General features: G+C 52.2%; 16 protein-coding genes. 9 read left to right on the plus strand and 7 right to left on the minus strand.

Annotation, left to right across the window (positions count from 1 at the left end):
• Positions 1-3 precede the first annotated feature (3 nt).
• Entirely contained in the window at positions 4-615 is a 612-nt protein-coding gene (locus ACFQO0_RS11410) for a DUF2946 family protein (protein ID WP_382234698.1), read from the plus strand.
• 58 nt (positions 616-673) lie between these two features.
• On the opposite strand, the gene ACFQO0_RS11415 is transcribed toward ACFQO0_RS11410, so the two are convergent.
• Positions 674-2188, minus strand: a complete 1515-nt coding sequence (locus tag ACFQO0_RS11415) for a beta-barrel assembly-enhancing protease (protein ID WP_382234700.1) — start codon at positions 2186-2188, stop codon at positions 674-676.
• 100 nt (positions 2189-2288) lie between these two features.
• Between ACFQO0_RS11415 and moaC the strand changes: the two genes are divergently transcribed.
• Entirely contained in the window at positions 2289-2819 is a 531-nt protein-coding gene (gene moaC, locus ACFQO0_RS11420; RefSeq protein ID WP_382234702.1) for a cyclic pyranopterin monophosphate synthase MoaC, read from the plus strand.
• 15 nt (positions 2820-2834) lie between these two features.
• Here the strand turns inward: moaC and ACFQO0_RS11425 are convergent, their stop codons facing one another.
• The 4 genes from ACFQO0_RS11425 to ACFQO0_RS11440 form a co-directional block, all read right to left on the minus strand.
• Positions 2835-4523 (minus strand): hypothetical protein, encoded by a 1689-nt coding sequence (locus ACFQO0_RS11425; RefSeq protein ID WP_382234704.1) that lies wholly within the window; start codon positions 4521-4523, stop codon positions 2835-2837.
• Positions 4524-4701: 178 nt separating this feature from the next.
• Positions 4702-5208, minus strand: coding sequence for a pilin (locus ACFQO0_RS11430; protein WP_465261968.1), 507 nt, complete (start codon positions 5206-5208; stop codon positions 4702-4704).
• Positions 5209-5437: 229 nt separating this feature from the next.
• Positions 5438-6103, minus strand: coding sequence for an FHA domain-containing protein (locus ACFQO0_RS11435; protein WP_382234708.1), 666 nt, complete (start codon positions 6101-6103; stop codon positions 5438-5440).
• Between the two features lie 145 nt (positions 6104-6248).
• Positions 6249-7088: a Stp1/IreP family PP2C-type Ser/Thr phosphatase gene (locus tag ACFQO0_RS11440; protein WP_382234710.1), complete on the minus strand. Its 840-nt coding sequence runs from the start codon at positions 7086-7088 to the stop codon at positions 6249-6251.
• Positions 7089-7575: 487 nt separating this feature from the next.
• Here ACFQO0_RS11440 and ACFQO0_RS11445 point away from each other — a divergent pair, with 487 nt between their 5' ends.
• Positions 7576-8508 carry a histone deacetylase family protein gene (locus tag ACFQO0_RS11445; RefSeq protein ID WP_382234712.1) on the plus strand — a complete coding sequence of 311 codons (933 nt, stop codon included), beginning with the start codon at positions 7576-7578 and terminating at the stop codon, positions 8506-8508.
• 206 nt (positions 8509-8714) lie between these two features.
• Here the strand turns inward: ACFQO0_RS11445 and recX are convergent, their stop codons facing one another.
• On the minus strand, positions 8715-9170 hold the full coding sequence (recX, locus tag ACFQO0_RS11450; RefSeq protein WP_382234714.1) for a recombination regulator RecX: 456 nt from the start codon (positions 9168-9170) through the stop codon (positions 8715-8717).
• Positions 9171-9250: 80 nt separating this feature from the next.
• A complete protein-coding gene (gene recA, locus ACFQO0_RS11455) occupies positions 9251-10354 on the minus strand; it encodes a recombinase RecA (protein WP_382234716.1) in 1104 nt (367 codons plus the stop codon).
• 203 nt (positions 10355-10557) lie between these two features.
• Between recA and ACFQO0_RS11460 the strand changes: the two genes are divergently transcribed.
• From ACFQO0_RS11460 to ACFQO0_RS11485, 6 genes are all read left to right on the plus strand, one after another.
• Positions 10558-11253 carry a reverse transcriptase-like protein gene (locus ACFQO0_RS11460; protein ID WP_382234718.1) on the plus strand — a complete coding sequence of 232 codons (696 nt, stop codon included), beginning with the start codon at positions 10558-10560 and terminating at the stop codon, positions 11251-11253.
• 138 nt (positions 11254-11391) lie between these two features.
• On the plus strand, positions 11392-12108 hold the full coding sequence (locus ACFQO0_RS11465) for a response regulator (protein WP_382234720.1): 717 nt from the start codon (positions 11392-11394) through the stop codon (positions 12106-12108).
• A gap of 7 nt (positions 12109-12115) precedes the next feature.
• The gene (locus tag ACFQO0_RS11470; protein WP_382234722.1) at positions 12116-13663 is read left to right on the plus strand and encodes a sensor histidine kinase; all 1548 of its coding nucleotides are present in this window, start codon (positions 12116-12118) and stop codon (positions 13661-13663) included.
• Position 13664: 1 nt separating this feature from the next.
• A complete protein-coding gene (locus ACFQO0_RS11475; RefSeq protein WP_382234724.1) occupies positions 13665-13967 on the plus strand; it encodes a DUF4212 domain-containing protein in 303 nt (100 codons plus the stop codon).
• The gene (locus ACFQO0_RS11480; protein ID WP_382234726.1) at positions 13957-15993 is read left to right on the plus strand and encodes a sodium:solute symporter family protein; all 2037 of its coding nucleotides are present in this window, start codon (positions 13957-13959) and stop codon (positions 15991-15993) included. Before ACFQO0_RS11475 ends, ACFQO0_RS11480 begins: the two co-directional genes overlap by 11 nt.
• Positions 15994-16086: 93 nt before the next feature.
• Positions 16087-17502 carry a circularly permuted type 2 ATP-grasp protein gene (locus tag ACFQO0_RS11485; RefSeq protein ID WP_382234728.1) on the plus strand — a complete coding sequence of 472 codons (1416 nt, stop codon included), beginning with the start codon at positions 16087-16089 and terminating at the stop codon, positions 17500-17502.
• Position 17503: the final 1 nt, after the last annotated feature.

Below are 17503 nucleotides of genomic sequence, written 5' to 3' on the forward strand. Positions count from 1 at the left end.
GAATTGGATGCGATAGTCGAGAAGGCACTGGCGAAATGGCCGAATGTACCGCACTGCTACGGCTGGCTGGCACTGGACGCGCGCGGCAATTGGCGCATGCGCAACGAACAGGCGCAATTAGCGAATCTGCCCGGTGAAAAAATCATTCATTCAGCGCTTATCGCCTTCATTCAGCGCAATTACACGCACGACGAACAAGACCACTGGTATTTCCAGAACGGCCCGCAACGCGTGTATGTCGATCTGGAAGCCACTCCCTATATCGCGCATACTGAACTGACGCATGATGCTGCGTTTGCATGCGTGCTGCAAAATGGTTCGGCTATGCGCGAACTTCAGGCTGCGTGGCTGAGCGATCAGGGAAGAGTGTATTTGCAGGCTGAAGCACACATCGCCTTGCTCGATGATCGTGATCTGGCACAGTGTCTGAATGCGCTACAACTGGACGAACAGCCTGTGACCGATGAAAGGCTGATGGATTGGCTAGACGAGCTCGGCGCTGACACCAGCCTGTCGCTGCAATATGCCGGCAAGAAAATTTCCGTCGGCTATATCGAAGAAAACGCAATTGCTGCGAAATTCAATTTCGTCCGTAAACCGCGTCCATCGCGCTGATTGCAGACTGCACTCAGAAAAATATCAACCAAGCCTTCGGCGCAATTGCCGCTGGCGCTCAACCTTCTTTTTCCTGGCGAATTTCTTCCAGTCGCTGCGCCTTCATCTCACGCTCACGGGCATCAATAATCGATTGATCGTAAAACGATGCATCCGGCGCGCGGCGCGCAATCGACAACTGCTCAATCGCTGCCGGCAAACTGCCTTTCAATGCATAGGATTCTGCCAAAGCCAGATGCTGTTGCGCCTGCTTGTTCAATGCCGCATAGGTCTTGGCCAAACGGTCATACAGTTTCGGTTCACTGCGATATAACTGGGTCTGGTCGCGCAAGAAGGTCACTGCTTCTTCATATCGCCCTGCCGCATAAAGCGCATCCGCATATTGATGGGCAATTCCGCGCGACAAGGGAAATTGGTTGCGCGCCAGTTCCGCCTCATCCAACGCCTCTTTCGCCTGATGCGCAGCCAGTTTGATATCAATTGCCAGACTGCTCAGCACAACGTTTCTAGCTGCCGGCGTCCCATTCTTCAGCGCCGTACGTGCATCGTCCAGCATACTTTGCGCCTTGCTGGTTTGACCTTGCTTCAATGCGATATAAGCCAGACCGTATTTACCGGCAATAGTCGACGGGCGGGATTTCTGCTGCAACTGCCGTTCGAAAGCGGCGGTTGCGTCGATCAAGCCCTGCGGCGATGAATCTTGCAAGACTTTTACTCTTGCTTTAATCAATGCAAAATCCAGACTGTCCGCATGCTGGCGGTAACGCAGATCGCGCGTACGCGCCTCTATATCGGCAATCCGTTCCGTTGTCATCGGATGCGAACGCAAATACGGCGGCGTGTTATCGGTGTAGTTGCGACCGGCTTGTTGCAAGCGACCGAAAAAATTGATCATCCCGGAAGTCTCAAAACCTGCTTCGCGCATGATATCCAAACCAACCCGGTCCGCCTCGCGCTCGGCATCGCGGCTGAAGTTGAGCTGTCGCTGCATGGCAAGTCCCTGCCCGCCCATCATCATCGCCATGCCGGCATCCGGATTGGAGATCGCCGCCAATGCACCCAATACAATCGCCGACAGAGGTATCAACATATCCTGCTTTTGCTTGCCCAGCATGCGCGCGATATGGCGCTGCGCAACGTGGCCGATTTCATGCGCCATCACCGAAGCCAGCTCGGATTCATTTTGCGCCGCCAATATCAAAGCCGAATGCACGCCAATAAAACCGCCCGGCAATGCAAACGCATTCAGCATCGGATCGCGCACCGCAAAAAAGAAAAAATCGTACTGGGTTTCTCCACGCGCCTCCGGACGCACCGCAAGCAAACTATTCCCCAGACCCTCCAAGTATTCCTGCAAGGGCTCATCATCCAGATAGTCACGGTTACGCCGAATCTCGCGCATAATGCGCTCGCCCAGCTTGCGCTCCATCAACGGTGACAATTCTTCCCGTTCTGTATCGCCAAGGCTGGGCAAGGTTTGCGCAACGGAAGGCAAAGGCAAGATCGCAGGCGGCAAGGTACATGCGAACAACAAAGTCGCAAATACCATAGGGCGCACAGACAGGCGCGGCATAAAATTACTCGTTTGAAAAATGGATTTCGGTTTCACGATGCTATGATACCCGCTCCTCACAATCGTTCCACTTCACCAGCCGCACTGCTTTCCTGCCATCATGACTTCACACAAAGACCACGACAAAAATACCGCCGCCAACGATGGCCTGACCCATTTCGACGCCACCGGCCAGGCACACATGGTCGATGTCGGCAGCAAAAAAGAAACCCACCGCATCGCTATCGCCAGCGGCATCATCCGCATGAAACCGGAAACGCTGGCTATCATAGAATCCGGCACCGCAAAAAAAGGCGACGTACTAGGCATCGCGCGCATCGCCGCCATCATGGGTGCCAAACGCACCAGCGATTTGATACCGCTGTGCCATCCGCTGGCGCTGACGCGGGTCACGGTTGATTTCGCGGTGAACAACGCGCAGTCCAGCATCAGCTGTACTGCACAGGTGGAAACCTTTGGTAAAACCGGCGTGGAGATGGAAGCGCTCACCGCAGTGCAAATCGGATTATTGACGATTTACGATATGTGCAAGGCGGTGGATAGGGGAATGACGATGATGGATATTAAGGTGCTGGAAAAACACGGCGGGAAGTCCGGAAGTTGGAGTACCCACACCGACTCAGTCAGCTGAAAGACTGGCAGCCTGTCATCCGGGACATTCTGCGCCATCCAAGCGGTGGTTTTTATTTTTCGAAACAGTATTTAATCTGACAAGTTCCTGAAGTCTTATTTTTGCAAACTGATCACCAAGCTCCATACTTGCAGAATATGAATGCATTGCGGCTACTGAACACCCAAGACGTTCCAGCACTAAACCTTGAGTATTCAAAATAGAACTGTTTTTATTGTTTAATACTGAGGCCGTCTTAAGATCAGACAGCGCTTCCGGAAATTTCTCAAGTGAGAAGTAAGCCAAAGCACGATTGTAATAAGCTTGTGAAACCTTGGGATTGTGTTCGATCGTCAGCGAAAAATCGGCAATCGCTTCCGCATATTTTTTCTCTTGCAGGTAAGCCCGCCCCCTATTGTAAAAAATACGATCGCTGCCTATGAGAGATGGCAATGCCAGCTTGCTGGCCGCATCTTTCCAGACACTCGCCTCAGTCGCAAGACTAGTCAAACGTTCCCGTGCCAGCAACAGGAAAAACGCAAAAACCGGGATTGTAGCTATCATCAGCCAGCGGTGCGGCACGCGCGCGCACACTGCGACTATCATCATCACGTAACCTGGAGCCCACAAGTAACTTCGATACAAGACGAATGGCTCCTGAAATCGCACTGCAGCGAGCTCAGTCAAAAAAAGAAACCAGCAATATAGAAACCCACAGCAAAAAAGAGCTATCAATCCCTTTTTGCGTAAAAAATAAATGGCAAGAGCAGCAGTAAGGAAAAAAAGGAAAGCTTTCGGAAATATCCACCAAGAAAACCAGATCCGAACAAAATCAAATCGCATGTCCGCTGATAGCAAACTCACATCTGGTACGATCCAGAATGCCATGTAGTCAAAAAAGAAACCAGTTTGGAGAATGATACTGACAACCCATTTCCCCCAAGGCTCGGCGATTATTGAAATATCACGCAACAATAAAAGCATCGCTCCGACTTCAGGCTCATAGCTGCTTGCAACGATATGCTTACTCGCCCAAAACACGCTCACAGCGACAGGAAAACAAAGTGCAAGGTAAAGCGCGATTCGTTTGAAATTCGATCGCAAACTGCCATCATAAATCGCCGTCAGCGTCACCGCCGCCAAGGGCAGCATGATTGCGTGCTCCTTTGAATATAGCGCCAGCGCGTAAAACAACGCCGCAGTAAGCATATCTACATTCCGCTTTTTTGCAAATGCACGACGATAAAACCAAAGGGAAAGGATTGAAAACAGTGTTGCAAAAAGGATGGTGCGCTGCGCCAGATAGCCTGCACCATACACAGCAATCGGATGAATGGAAAACCAAGCCGCCCCTAGAAAGGCAAGAATGGTCGCTTGCCGACTCGTTTCCTTTACCTCATTTTTGCCCGATATATCCAACGTCTGGATCAGCAAGGTTTTCAGTAAAAAATAAAGTCCCCAGGCACACAATATATGGAGCACAAGGCTGACGATGCGGTTAGCCTCAAGTGCGCTATTCAATACGCTAACAAACCCTAATGTGAAATAGGGAAAGGTGCGAGGCCGAAAATCAAAAGGAATCTGTGCGTAATCGTAAATGACACCCGTTAGAAACAAGCCCTGATCATCGAAAATCAGTCCGCTGTGCAAAAACGGCCAGTAGAGAAGGCTAGCAAGTATTGCAATGGTTGTGATGATCAGAAAGGAAGAACGATAAGCTGCCATGTTTCCACGTCGACAAGTAAAGAAACCACCAACCACAAGTGCGATACGTGAAAAGAGTAGCACTTAAAAATGGAGATTTAAATATTGGAATTTATTAAAAACACCAAATAAAAAACCCATGCCCTTCATCTGGGCATGGGTTTTTTAATAAAAAATCTACTAATTCAGGAAATTAATATTATGGACATCCAAATATTTTTTTCATGTTTGCATTACCTGCAGTGCTTGAGCATGCTGTCGTATTCCAGCTAATCGCCGAAGTACCAACAGTTGGCGTAATTGTCACTGTTTTCCCATCATAAACAGTGTTACCGGTGCCACCTACCGTGAGGGTGATAACGCCGGTGCCATTGGCAACTGCGATTCCGGTTGCTTCAGTTGTCAAAGTAGGGAACGAAGCGCTGCCATCAGCAGGATTAGTAAAGCCAAGTGACGTCCAACCCGCGCCAGCGGTGCCTGACACACCAGCTGTTAGGGTTGAAAAGCTACCTGCATTATTTTGTGCAAATTCAGATAAAGCCGTCTTAACAGGATCAATTGCAACAATCGCTTTGGACAGCTTTGCTCTAATAATGTAGTCCTGATATTGAGGAATCGCAACTGCCGCCAAAATACCAATAATCGCTACAACGATCATCAATTCGATCAGCGTAAAACCTGCTTGTGCCTTCTTCATCATTTTCATCGATTTCATTTGTTTCTCCTGTTTGGGTAGAGGGCAGGTTTCTGCCACGGTTACCATTGAGCAATCCTTGTGCCAGCTTAAAACGGCATAAATCAGAAATTTTCAGGGATGGAATTAAACAATAAGTAACAATTTCGGTTATCCAGCGCCAATTTTTGTCACATCCAGCGGAATTTTTTGGCTGTTCGCGCCGTATTTTGTTAATCCTCAAAAGAACAAAAAAGTTGGATTAACTCAAGAACATCATCTCGGTTCCTGACAAATGAATCACGTCCCCGGTTTTTAATACCTGCGTTTTCAGCCCTATATTCACGCCATTTACGACAGGATAAACGTCCCCTTCTACATGGGTCAGGCTAACTTCATTTGACGCATTTGTTAATACGGCGACTTGCGCTCCGGGGCGACCTATCGTTGTCAGCGCTTTGGTCAATGGGATTTCAGTCCCTTTACCCGGGCCATTCAACATCTTGATGAGTGCAAGCGACAAGGAAATGCCGTCAAATGCAGAATCTGCATCTGCTGGATTGCCGGAAAATCGGTCTGCATGTTGATGTTGAATTGCGGCGCTCGTCAACGCCGGACTGGCTACCGCTTCATAGGCGCTTTCATTCGCACAGTATTGAATCGTATGTGTGGCAAGTTCGATTACATCGCGGCCTTGCAGCACATGTCTTTTCACTGGCTGGCCGTTCAGGCGACTACCGTTGGTGCTATCCAGATCTTCATAATAGGATTCGCTTGGGGTGGTGACGATAACTGCGTGTTCAGCGCTGATGCCGGGCGCGTCGATGACGATATCGTTATAGGTTCGTCGTCCTATGGTGATGCGGGTTTTCAGGAGCGGCAGCTCTTGCAATGCAATGCCGTCTTTTGCCAAAATAATCGTGGCCATTCTTTATTCAACTTCCTTTTTTACTTCATAGGGGCATGGATGATCGTGCCCGCATCCGGGGCTTGAGCGCTCGCGCCAAGCCACTCAATTCAAACCTGAAAACAGGCGATCTTTTCAAGGACATACAAGATGTATGCCAACCAGTCTAGGCAGACGCGGGGATAAGGCGTTGCAACCATGTGCTCAAACGATGCCGCAAGCCGTGTTCGGCTGGCGGACATGATTGCACTTTGATCAAGATGACTGAAATATTATCTCGGCCGCCATTGTCGTTCGCTGCATCGACCAGGGACCCGCATAATAAATCAAGATCGACACGATTGCTGTTGATCAAGGAAACCATCTGTTCATTTGACAGCATGTCCGACAAGCCATCCGAACAGAGCAGGTAAAGATCATCCGCTTCAATCAGATGCACACCCGTCTCAACGTCGAGACTTGCAGCGACGCCCAGCGCGCGCGTGATCAGGTTTTTGTTCGGCGCAAAACGCGCCCATTCCGGACTGACCAGGCCGGCATCGATTTGCTCCTGCAACTGGGAATGATCATGCGTCAGTTGCGCGAGTACTCCTCGGCGGAATCGATAGGCGCGCGAATCACCTATATGTGCAAGGACAACGCGCTTGCGATGGAATAAAGCAGCAACCAGTGTGGTCCCCATGCCGCTGAACTGCGGCTGGCGGCGGGCCGCTTCCAGAATTTTGGCATTCGCCGAGCACACTGAGTCCTTCATCAGGCACTGGAGAAATTTACTGCCCGGTGCGTGCCGCTTTTCGGCTTGCTGCTGCAAACGCTGCTCCAGCGTTGCGGAAAACACGCTAGTCGCAATGCCGCTGGCGACTTCACCAGCGTTGTAGCCGCCCATACCATCTGCCAGTACCGCGATTTTATAATCAGCGTTCAGTTCGATCGCATCTTCATTATGCGAACGCACCAATCCCGTATCGGTTTTGAATGCAAACTGAAGAACGAGTGATGGCGCCATAGACGTGGAGAGTTAACGACTGGGTCAAGCGACGTTGGAAACAGACATATTTTTGCAGGAAAAGAAGTCCGGCGACTCGAGTGCCAAAAATATTCTCTATCTGACATTAGATGATATCTGCTTTCGCCATGGAAACTACGCGTTTGCGATGGATTAGCCGGAATTTTGGCTAATTCAGGCCTTTACCCATCAACAATTGCGTTTGCATTGAAAAAGGACATAATTCCAATCGCCTTCTTCCATCAATCCGTAATATATGTTTAATTCAAATAAGCGACCTCATCAATCCTGAATGCCCAAGTGAGACATTCAGATCATTTGGTTCTGGTACTGCACTCAAACATGCATGCCAACGTTCGCCAACTGCGACTGCCGGCACTTATAATGCGAGAGATTCACTTGCCGGGCCGCCCACGTTGCGCCCCTCCAACCGCCTTTTACAAATAATGGAGCAGATGCCGAGTTACTTTCGGCATCGATAATGATTATGACAACACTGATCTATACACACGACGCCTGTCTGGAACACAAACCGGGCGCTGGCCATCCCGAATCACCAGAGCGTTTGAAAGCAGTTTTGCGCGCATTACGCACACCGGAATTCGATGGCGCAGAATGGCGCGAAGCGCCCATGGGCACACGCGAACAAGTGTTGATGATCCACACCGAAGATTTCGTGACTGATGTGGAAGATGCCTCGCCACATCGCGGCACTATGCCGCTCGACGGTGGCGATACCGTCATGTCGCCAGGCTCGCTGGAAGCGGTCATGCGCTGTGTAGGCGCAGCCTGCGCAGGCGTCGATGCAGTGATGGACAAGGAAGCGCACAATGTTTTCTGCGCAACCCGCCCTTGCGGCCACCATGCAGAACCAAACAAGGCAATGGGCTTTTGCATTTACAACCAGGCAGCGATTGCTGGGGCTTATGCGTATGACGTGCACAAACTGGAACGCGTCGCCGTCGTCGATTTCGACGTTCATCACGGCAATGGCACGCAAGCAGCGTTTTACGACCGGCCTGAGCTGTTTTACGCATCCAGCCACCAGTCGCATTTTTACCCCGGCACAGGATCAGAAGCGGAAACCGGCGTATCGCACAATATCGTGAACGTGCCGCTGCCACGCGGCTGTGATTCTGCACTGTTTCGCGAACAGATTGCAGCAAAAATGTTGCCGGCAATTCGCGCATTCAATCCTGAACTCTTGATCATTTCTGCCGGCTTCGATGCACATCATCTGGATCCACTGGCCGGTTTGAATCTGCAAGACGATGACTTCGATTGGGTAACCCGCGAGTTGCTTAAAATTGCTGATGAAACCTGCGAAGGCCGCGTGGTTTCCATTCTTGAAGGCGGTTACAGCCTGGAAGGTCTGGCGTCTGCCACGGCAATTCACGTTAAAGCATTGATGGATCACTGATCGCTGCAAAATGCAAAATTAATGCACCATCGATGCGCGATCTATGCGCGATCGATTCAATGCGTTCTTCACATAAATTGGGGCGATGCACAAACGAATGTGCATCGCCCCTATTGCTTGAACTTGCCTCTTTGTATGCACCCAGTGAGGATATAGACACCAGGAACAAACTGAAGAGTATTTACTTTGCTAATTAATACCGGCTTCTAATCTTCATCTTCTTCTGTCTCACGCATCGCCGCCTGTATGGCTCGATGCGAAAATCCGCGTTGCAGCAAAAACCGCATTTGCTTCGCGCGTCCGGCTGCATCCGTTGCGACCATGCCGAACTTCCGCAGCCAGACTTCGCGCGCCCGCGCAAATTCATCCTGTGCCAATCCAGCCTTGATTTCAGTCAGTGAGTCAGCGTCAATATTATGACTTTTCAACTCTGACAAAATCCGGCTATTACCAAACCGTGCAGCGCGTCGATTGACCAGCGATTCAGAGAAACGCGTTTCAGACATGAAGTTAGCCTCGGTGAGCGTATCGAGCAAAGCATCTATGTCATCGCCCTCTTGCGCGTAACGCGCCAGCTTGCGTGCCAATTCCTGACGACTGTGTTCGCGTGCCGATAAATAACGAAGCGCCCGCGCTTTCAGACTCACTTGCAGTTTTGCCATATGAGTCCTTCAACGCGGGCGCTTGTTAGTCGTATCGATAAAGCAGCGCATATCAAATGCGATCGGCTAGCCAATATGCTTTATTCGACTTCTTTCAGTTCTTTGGCTTCTTCGTTTTTCTTCGTGGAAGCCTTCTTCGCAACCGGTTCGTCCGATTTGATCACACCGAGTTCAGGCACACCCAAAGAAGCGCGAACCTTGTTTTCGATTTCACGTGCCAGTTCAGGACGTTCTTTCAAATAGTTGCGTGCATTGTCTTTGCCCTGGCCGATGCGTTCGCCGTTATAGCTGTACCAGGCACCGGATTTCTCGACGATCTTGGCATCCGAACCCAGGTCCAGAATTTCACCTTCGCGGGAAGTGCCTTCGCCATACAGAATATCAAAGTGTGCTTCGCGGAATGGTGGCGCGATCTTGTTCTTGACGACTTTGACCTTGGTTTCGTTACCAATGACTTCATCACCGGATTTGATGGAGCCGGTGCGACGGATATCGAGACGCACGGAAGCGTAGAACTTCAACGCATTGCCGCCGGTCGTGGTTTCCGGATTGCCGAACATGACACCAATCTTCATGCGAATCTGGTTAATGAAAATCACCAGGGTATTGGTGCGATTGATGCTACCCGTCAGCTTGCGCAAGGCTTGCGACATCAAACGTGCCTGCAAACCCGGCAAGGAATCACCCATATCGCCTTCGATCTCGGCACGTGGCGTCAAAGCCGCGACCGAATCAATGACGATCAGATCGACGCCACCGGAACGGACCAGTGCATCGCAAATTTCCAACGCTTGTTCGCCGGTATCTGGTTGCGAAATCAGCAACTCGGATAAATTAATGCCGAGCTTTTGTGCATACGTCACATCCAGCGCATGTTCCGCATCGATAAAGGCGCAGGTGCCGCCCAGTTTTTGCATTTCCGCAATGGTTTGCAGTGTCAATGTCGTTTTACCCGACGATTCAGGGCCGTAGATTTCAACGACGCGGCCGCGTGGCAAACCGCCAACGCCGAGCGCAATATCCAGACCGAGCGAACCGGTGGAAACGACTTGCACCTCTTCGACGACTGCGCCGTCTTCCATGCGCATGACCGAGCCTTTACCGAATTGCTTTTCGATTTGCGCCAAGGCAGCGGCAAGTGCCTTGCTTTTGTCCGAGCTCGGTGCTGTTTTTTTATCGTCCATGAGGATTCTTTCGACGGTTGGGTGTTGAAACAAAATGGCTTGGAAGCGATTTTTGCTTCCAGAAACCGTACTGTATAAAAAAACAGTGCTTTGTGCAAGCGCCTTCTGAATATTTTCTTGTTAATAGTTAAAAGAGCAATTTTTCAGGCTTTGTTTGCCACCAGCAACCTCGCTTCGGAAATGCACGTAAAATCGGGCTAATTATGCCCGCTATACAGCCACTTCCCTACATGCCCAGCTATGCCGATTTAATTGAAGTTGCCTATAAAAAGGAGCGCGTCAGCGGTCGCCGGATGGCAAGGCAACTCGGCATATCGGAAGAACATGGCTTGAAGAAGGTCATGGAGAAGATCGCTGGCGCTCAGCCGCTGCATATTTTTATCGACCAGCGGCGGCAAGAAGCAGCCGATGCGGCAGCAAAAATCGTCACTCGCAAGCAGGAAAAAGCAAATGCACGCATAGCCGCAACGGCAATGCCGGACCCAAACGCCTGGCTCGCCTGGTTTGATGGTGCCAGCCATCCCAACCCCGGGAGAATGGGGATAGGCGGCCTGCTTAAAAACCCGCAGGGTGAGCTCGTCGCCAGTATCAGTTTTTCGGCCGGCCAGGGCGATAGCAGTGAAGCTGAATATCTGGCGCTGCTCGCCGTTCTACAGGCTGCCGTCGATGCCAGCCCGCACAAACTCATCGTCTATGGTGACAGCCGCGTAGTACTCGATGATGTGCAGAGCAAGACCCGCGGTGCACCTATACTCAGCAGCCATCGCACGCATGCGCGACAACTGATGGCGCAATTGCATGACGTGCGCTTTATCTGGATTCCACGCAGGAAAAATGACGTCGCAGATGCGCTTTCGCAGCAAGCAGTCATACTGCCTTCATCTTATGTGCCACCATGAGGGCCAACACGAACAAATGGCGCCTGCTGTATTAATAGCAAGGGCTCATTTTTATGGCAGCGCAAGGCATGAACACTTGTCTTGCTGCTACAGACGAAACCCAATAGACTACAAACCAACTCTCTCACACCCTCCCCTATGCGAATTTTGCTTGCCGAAGACGACAGTGTACTGGCCGATGGCTTGACGCGATCCTTGCGCCAGTCCGGTTATGTCACAGATTGCGTTAAAAATGGTTTAGAGGCGGACTCGGTCTTGTCTACTCAAGACTTCGATTTGCTTATTCTCGATCTGGGGCTGCCGAAAATGTCCGGCCTGGAGGTCTTGCAACGCCTGCGCGCGCGCAATTCGCATCTGCCAGTCTTGATTTTGACGGCTGGTGATTCGATCGAACAGCGCGTCAAGGGGCTGGATCTGGGTGCAGATGATTTCATGGCCAAGCCGTTTGCGCTGTCCGAGCTTGAAGCACGCGTACGCGCACTGACTCGGCGCGGCGCGGGTGGTGGGCCTACTGTAATCAAGCACGGTCCGCTGTCTTACGATCAAGTCGGTCGCATCGCCTACATCAATGATCAGATGCTGGATTTATCGGCGCGCGAACTTGGTTTGCTCGAAGTTCTTCTGCAGCGCAGCGGCCGTCTGGTATCCAAGGAGCAGCTGGTTGATCACCTGTGCGAATGGAGTGAAGAAGTCAGCAATAACGCAATTGAAGTGTATGTTCATCGTTTGCGCAAAAAGATAGAAATTGGTGGCCTGCGCATCGCCACCGTACGTGGCCTCGGTTACTGCCTCGAAAAATTTGCCGAACCTGTCGCCCCTGCCGCAGCAGCGAACACCGTCACGCCATCACGCTGAAGCAGCAATGCCAGACGCACACCGACTGAATCCACCCGCCGTCGATGTGGTTACATCGACGGCAAGCGCTGCAGATGGTGCTGGTCAGACGGAAGAACGCACGCAACGTTCATTGTTCGGTGAAATTCTCGACTGGATGCTGGTGCCACTTTTATTGCTGTGGCCGCTCAGCATTGCCATTACCTACCTGGTCGCCAAATCAATTGCGAATGAACCCTTCGATCGCGCGCTGGAAGACAAGGTCACCGTCGTCGCCCAGCAGGTCAAGGAGGCAAACGGAAAAGTCATCACGCGTCTGACCGGGGCTGCCACCGACATCCTGCATGCCGACGACGTCGACAATATCTATTATCAAATCCTCGATTCGCGCGGCATCATGGTCGAAGGCGATCCGGAAATGCCTTTGCCTACTGACACCGATCCGCCGCAACCCTGGGCTACCAAGTTCCGTTACGACTTTGTGCGCAATACTGAAGTACGCATTGCCTACCTTTACGTCGATCTGCACAAGACACAGGTCGAGCCGCAACTAAGCATAGAACCGCGTCTGGCACTGGTTCAAGTCGGCGAAACGCTGGAGAAGCGTTCGCAACTGGTCAACCAGATCATCAAGGGCGTGATCGTACCGGAATTCATTATTCTTCCTGTGGCACTTATCCTCGTATGGTTTGCATTGACGCGCGGCTTGCGACCGTTGGCCGAACTGCAGCAACGCATACGCGCGCGCCGTCCCGATGATTTAAGCCCGATCGATTCGGGTTATGTTCCGGAGGAGATCCTGCCGCTGGTTGGCTCGCTGAATGAAATGCTGGAGCGCCTGTCGCAGAGTATCAATATACAAAAGCGCTTTATTGCCGATGCGGCGCATCAGATGAAAACGCCGCTGGCCGGCATGCGCATGCAATCCGAACTCGCCTTGCGGCAAACCGATCAGGCAGAGATTCACAAATCGTTGGAGCAGCTCGCAAAAAGTTCCAAATCAGCAACGCGCATGGTTAATCAATTGCTGGCGCTGGCACGCGCAGAAAATCAAACACCCGCCACCAAACCCATGCAGTTACTGGAATTATCCGAGCTGGCACGCGACACCTTGCAGAACTGGGTACAGACATCGTTCAACAAGAAAATCGATCTCGGTTTTGAGCAGCCTGACTATCCGGTGTTGATCAAAGGTGATCCCACCATGCTGCACGAGTTGTTAAACAACCTGATCGATAACGCACTCAATTACACCCCTGCGGGCGGGAATGCAACGGTGCGCGTAAGTGCCGATGAAAAAAATAAACTGGCATTTCTGGAAGTCGAAGACAACGGCCCCGGGATTGCTCCGCATGAACGCGAACATATTTTCGAACGCTTCTATCGTATTCTCGGCAGCAACGTCGAAGGCAGCGGACTAGGTCTGGCAATCGTGCGCGAAATCGCACAGCAACATGATGCCGAGATCGACATCCTGAACAATCCGCACTGCAAGGGTCACAAATCACCGGGATGCGTGGTACGCGTCACCCTGCATCTGGAACCGAACACCGTCCCGCTTGACTACAGCAATTGATATGCCTGAAAAAATAGAACAACAGCAATCTGATGCTGCCCGAACATATTGGCAAAGTACCCGCCGCATGACATTGTGGCTATTACTAGTCTGGTTTGCCGTCACCTTCACCGCGATGTTCTTTGCACGTCCCTTGTCAAACTACACCCTGCTGGGCTGGCCGATTTCGTTCTTCATGGCTGCGCAGGGCAGCATCCTGATTTATGTAGCGATCATCGCCATTTATGCAGTGCGCATGCATAAACTCGACCAGCGCTATCTGCACGACCAGCGCCAGCATAACGATAGCGGCCATGAACACTAAATCATTCTTGCGTCGCCTGATGCGTTACTACGTGCTGTTCACGATCGGCTTTGTGTTGTTTCTTTTCGCGCTTGCCATCCTTGAACATGAAGGATTTCCGCGCGTCTGGATAGGTTACGTCTTCATGTTTTGCACGATCGTGATGTACGCGATCATCGGCGTCATCAGCCGCACCTCGAACATGCTGGAGTACTACGTCGCGGGACGTCGCGTCCCCGCCTTTTTCAATGGCATGGCAACCGCCGCCGACTGGATTTCTGCCGCCAGCTTCATCAGTCTGGCTGGCGGCTTGTACCTGTGGGGATTTGACGGACTCGCTTACTTGATGGGCTGGACTGGCGGTTTCGTATTGCTGGCTTTGCTGATAGCCCCTTATTTACGCAAGTTCGGTCAGTACACGATTCCGGATTATCTGAGTGCGCGTTACACCGGCAGGTACAGCGACAATGTGGTGCGCATCATCGCGGTCGTCGCCACCATCATCGTCTCGTTTACTTACGTTGTTGCGCAGATTTACGGCGTCGGCCTGATCACATCGCGCTTTACCGGCGTCGATTTTTCGGTCGGTATTTTTCTCGGATTGGCCAGCATACTGGTGTGCTCTTTCCTCGGTGGCATGCGTGCCGTGACATGGACACAAGTTGCGCAATACATCATCCTGATCATCGCGTACATGATCCCGGTGGTATGGCTGTCGATCAAACATACCAATATTCCGGTACCGCCGATTGCCTACGGTTCCGCGATCGCAAAACTGAGCGAACGTGAAAAAGTCTTGATTGACGATCCTAAGGAAAAAGAAGTGCGTGCCATCTTCAATCTGTACGCCGATGACCTGGGCGACAAACTGAAGATGCTGCCTGAATCGTGGGAAAACGGTCGTGCCGAGATACAGCACAATCTGGAAGCCTTAAAACTTGGGAATGCGCCGTTGCTGGAAATCAAGCAAACCGGACGCGAACTCGCCACTTATCCCAAGGATGCTGAAGATGCCGAACGCAGATGGATAGAAGAGCGCGCTGCCAATCGCGAGCGGGCCAAACCGCCGACACAGCATACCGACCCCTTCCCTGGCGACAGTGAGGCCGCGTCAGATATCAAACGCAATAACTTCATGGCGCTGGTGTTCTGCCTGATGCTGGGTACAGCCGCCTTGCCGCACGTGCTGGTGCGCTACTACACCACACCCTCCGTCAAGGAAGCGCGTGACTCGGTATTCTGGACCATCTTTTTCATCATGGCGCTGTACATCACGATCCCGGCGCTGGCAGTGCTGGTCAAATACGATATTTACACGTCTCTGGTGGGCAGCGATTTTTCAAAATTGCCGGAGTGGGTTTCCTACTGGGCCAACATCGACAAGCTACATCCGCTGGTTGCCATCAATGACGTCAATCGCGACGGCATCGTGCAACTGGCTGAAATCGTGATGGACGTCGATATAGTCGTCCTCGCCACGCCGGAGATTGCGGGCTTGCCTTATGTCATTTCCGGTTTGATCGCAGCCGGTGGTTTGGCAGCGGCACTGTCCACTGCCGATGGCTTGTTGCTGACCATTTCAAATGCACTGTCGCATGATGTGTATTACAAGACTGTGGATCCGACCGCGACGACGCAGAAGCGCGTGACGGTGTCCAAACTATTGTTGCTGATGGTGGCGCTGGTCGCTGCCTATATCGCCTCACTCAAACCCGGCGACATTCTGTCGCTGGTGGGTGCCGCCTTCTCTCTCGCCGCCTCTGCTCTGTTTCCGGCGCTGGCACTGGGGGCGATCTGGAAGCGCGCCAATCAGGAAGGTGCCATCGCCGGCATGTTGATCGGCTTTGGCGTCTGTGCGTTCTATATGTTGCACACACATCCCACGCTGGGTGGCACACCTGCCGCGCAATGGTTCCATATCGCGCCGATTTCGGCAGGAGTATTCGGTGTTCCGGCCGGCATGCTGGCCATCGTCATTGTCAGCCTGCTGACCCCCGCGCCCGACCAGCGAACCGAAGCACTAATCAAGGATTTGCGTACGCCATGAACGGTTAATGCTGGCGGTCTGGCATATTTCTTGATAGGGTTAACGCAGCATCTCCCCTGAAAACAATGTTATAGCGCAAGGACAGGCCAGACGATGCCCAATTTTTTCGACGAGATGTATACAGATGGCGCGAAGAATGTACGCGACCACTACCTTGAATTCGAAGCATGGCTAGCCACCCAATCGGCCGCCACCATTGCACGCAAACGTGCCGAAGCTGACCTGATTTTCCGTCGCGTAGGCATTACGTTTGCCGTATATGGCAATGAAGCCGGCACCGAACGCGTAATCCCGTTCGACATCATCCCGCGCATGATTACCGCGAAGGAATGGGCGCACATGGAAGCTGGACTGGTGCAGCGCGTACGTACGCTGAACATGTTCATCCACGATATTTATCACGACCAGAACATCGTCAAGGCCGGCATCATCCCGCCGGAACAAATATTCCGCAATGCGCAGTACCGTCCGGAAATGCAGGGAATTTCGGTGGCGTCGGATATCTACGCGCACATCGCCGGCGTTGATATCGTACGTGCCGGACAAGGCGAGTTTTACGTACTCGAGGATAATTTGCGTGTGCCGTCCGGCGTGTCTTACATGCTGGAAGACCGCAAGATGATGATGCGGCTGTTCCCCGAACTATTTGCACGCCACCAGATCGCCCCGGTTGAACATTATCCCGACATGTTGCTCGACAATCTGCGCTCGGTCGCACCGATAGGCGTCAGCGATCCAACCGTGGTCGTGATGACACCCGGCATGTACAACTCGGCCTACTTCGAACACGCCTTCCTTGCGCAGCAAATGGGCGTCGAACTAGTGGAAGGCCAGGATCTGTTCGTCAACGACAACGCAGTCTACATGCGCACCACACGCGGTCCGAAACGGGTCGATGTGATTTATCGCCGGATTGACGATGACTATATGGATCCGCTCGCATTCCGCGCCGACTCTACGCTGGGTGTACCGGGATTGCTGTCTGTCTATCGCGCCGGCCGCGTCACACTGGCAAATGCGATCGGCACCGGCGTCGCCGATGACAAATCGATTTACCCATTCGTACCCGACATGATTCGTTTCTACCTGTCGGAAGAACCTATCCTGAATAATGTGCCGACCTATCAGTGCCGCAAAAAGGACGAGCTGTCTTACGTGCTCGCCAACCTGCCTGATCTGGTCGTCAAGGAAGTACATGGTGCCGGCGGCTACGGCATGCTGGTCGGTCCTGCTTCCAGCAAGGCGGAAATCGAGGACTTCCGCCAGCGCATCATCGCGCGGCCAGACGGTTATATTGCACAACCGACGCTGGCCTTGTCGGCCTGCCCTACTTTTGTCGATGCAGGCATCGCGCCACGCCACATCGATTTGCGACCTTTTGTGTTGTCCGGCAAGACCATCTCCATGGTGCCGGGCGGCCTGACGCGCGTTGCGCTCAAGGAAGGTTCGCTGGTGGTGAATTCGTCGCAAGGCGGCGGCACCAAAGACACCTGGATACTGGAGAACTAAG

The sequence above is a fragment of the Herminiimonas aquatilis genome (assembly GCF_042665175.1).
GTDB lineage: Bacteria > Pseudomonadota > Gammaproteobacteria > Burkholderiales > Burkholderiaceae_D > Oxalicibacterium > Oxalicibacterium aquatilis.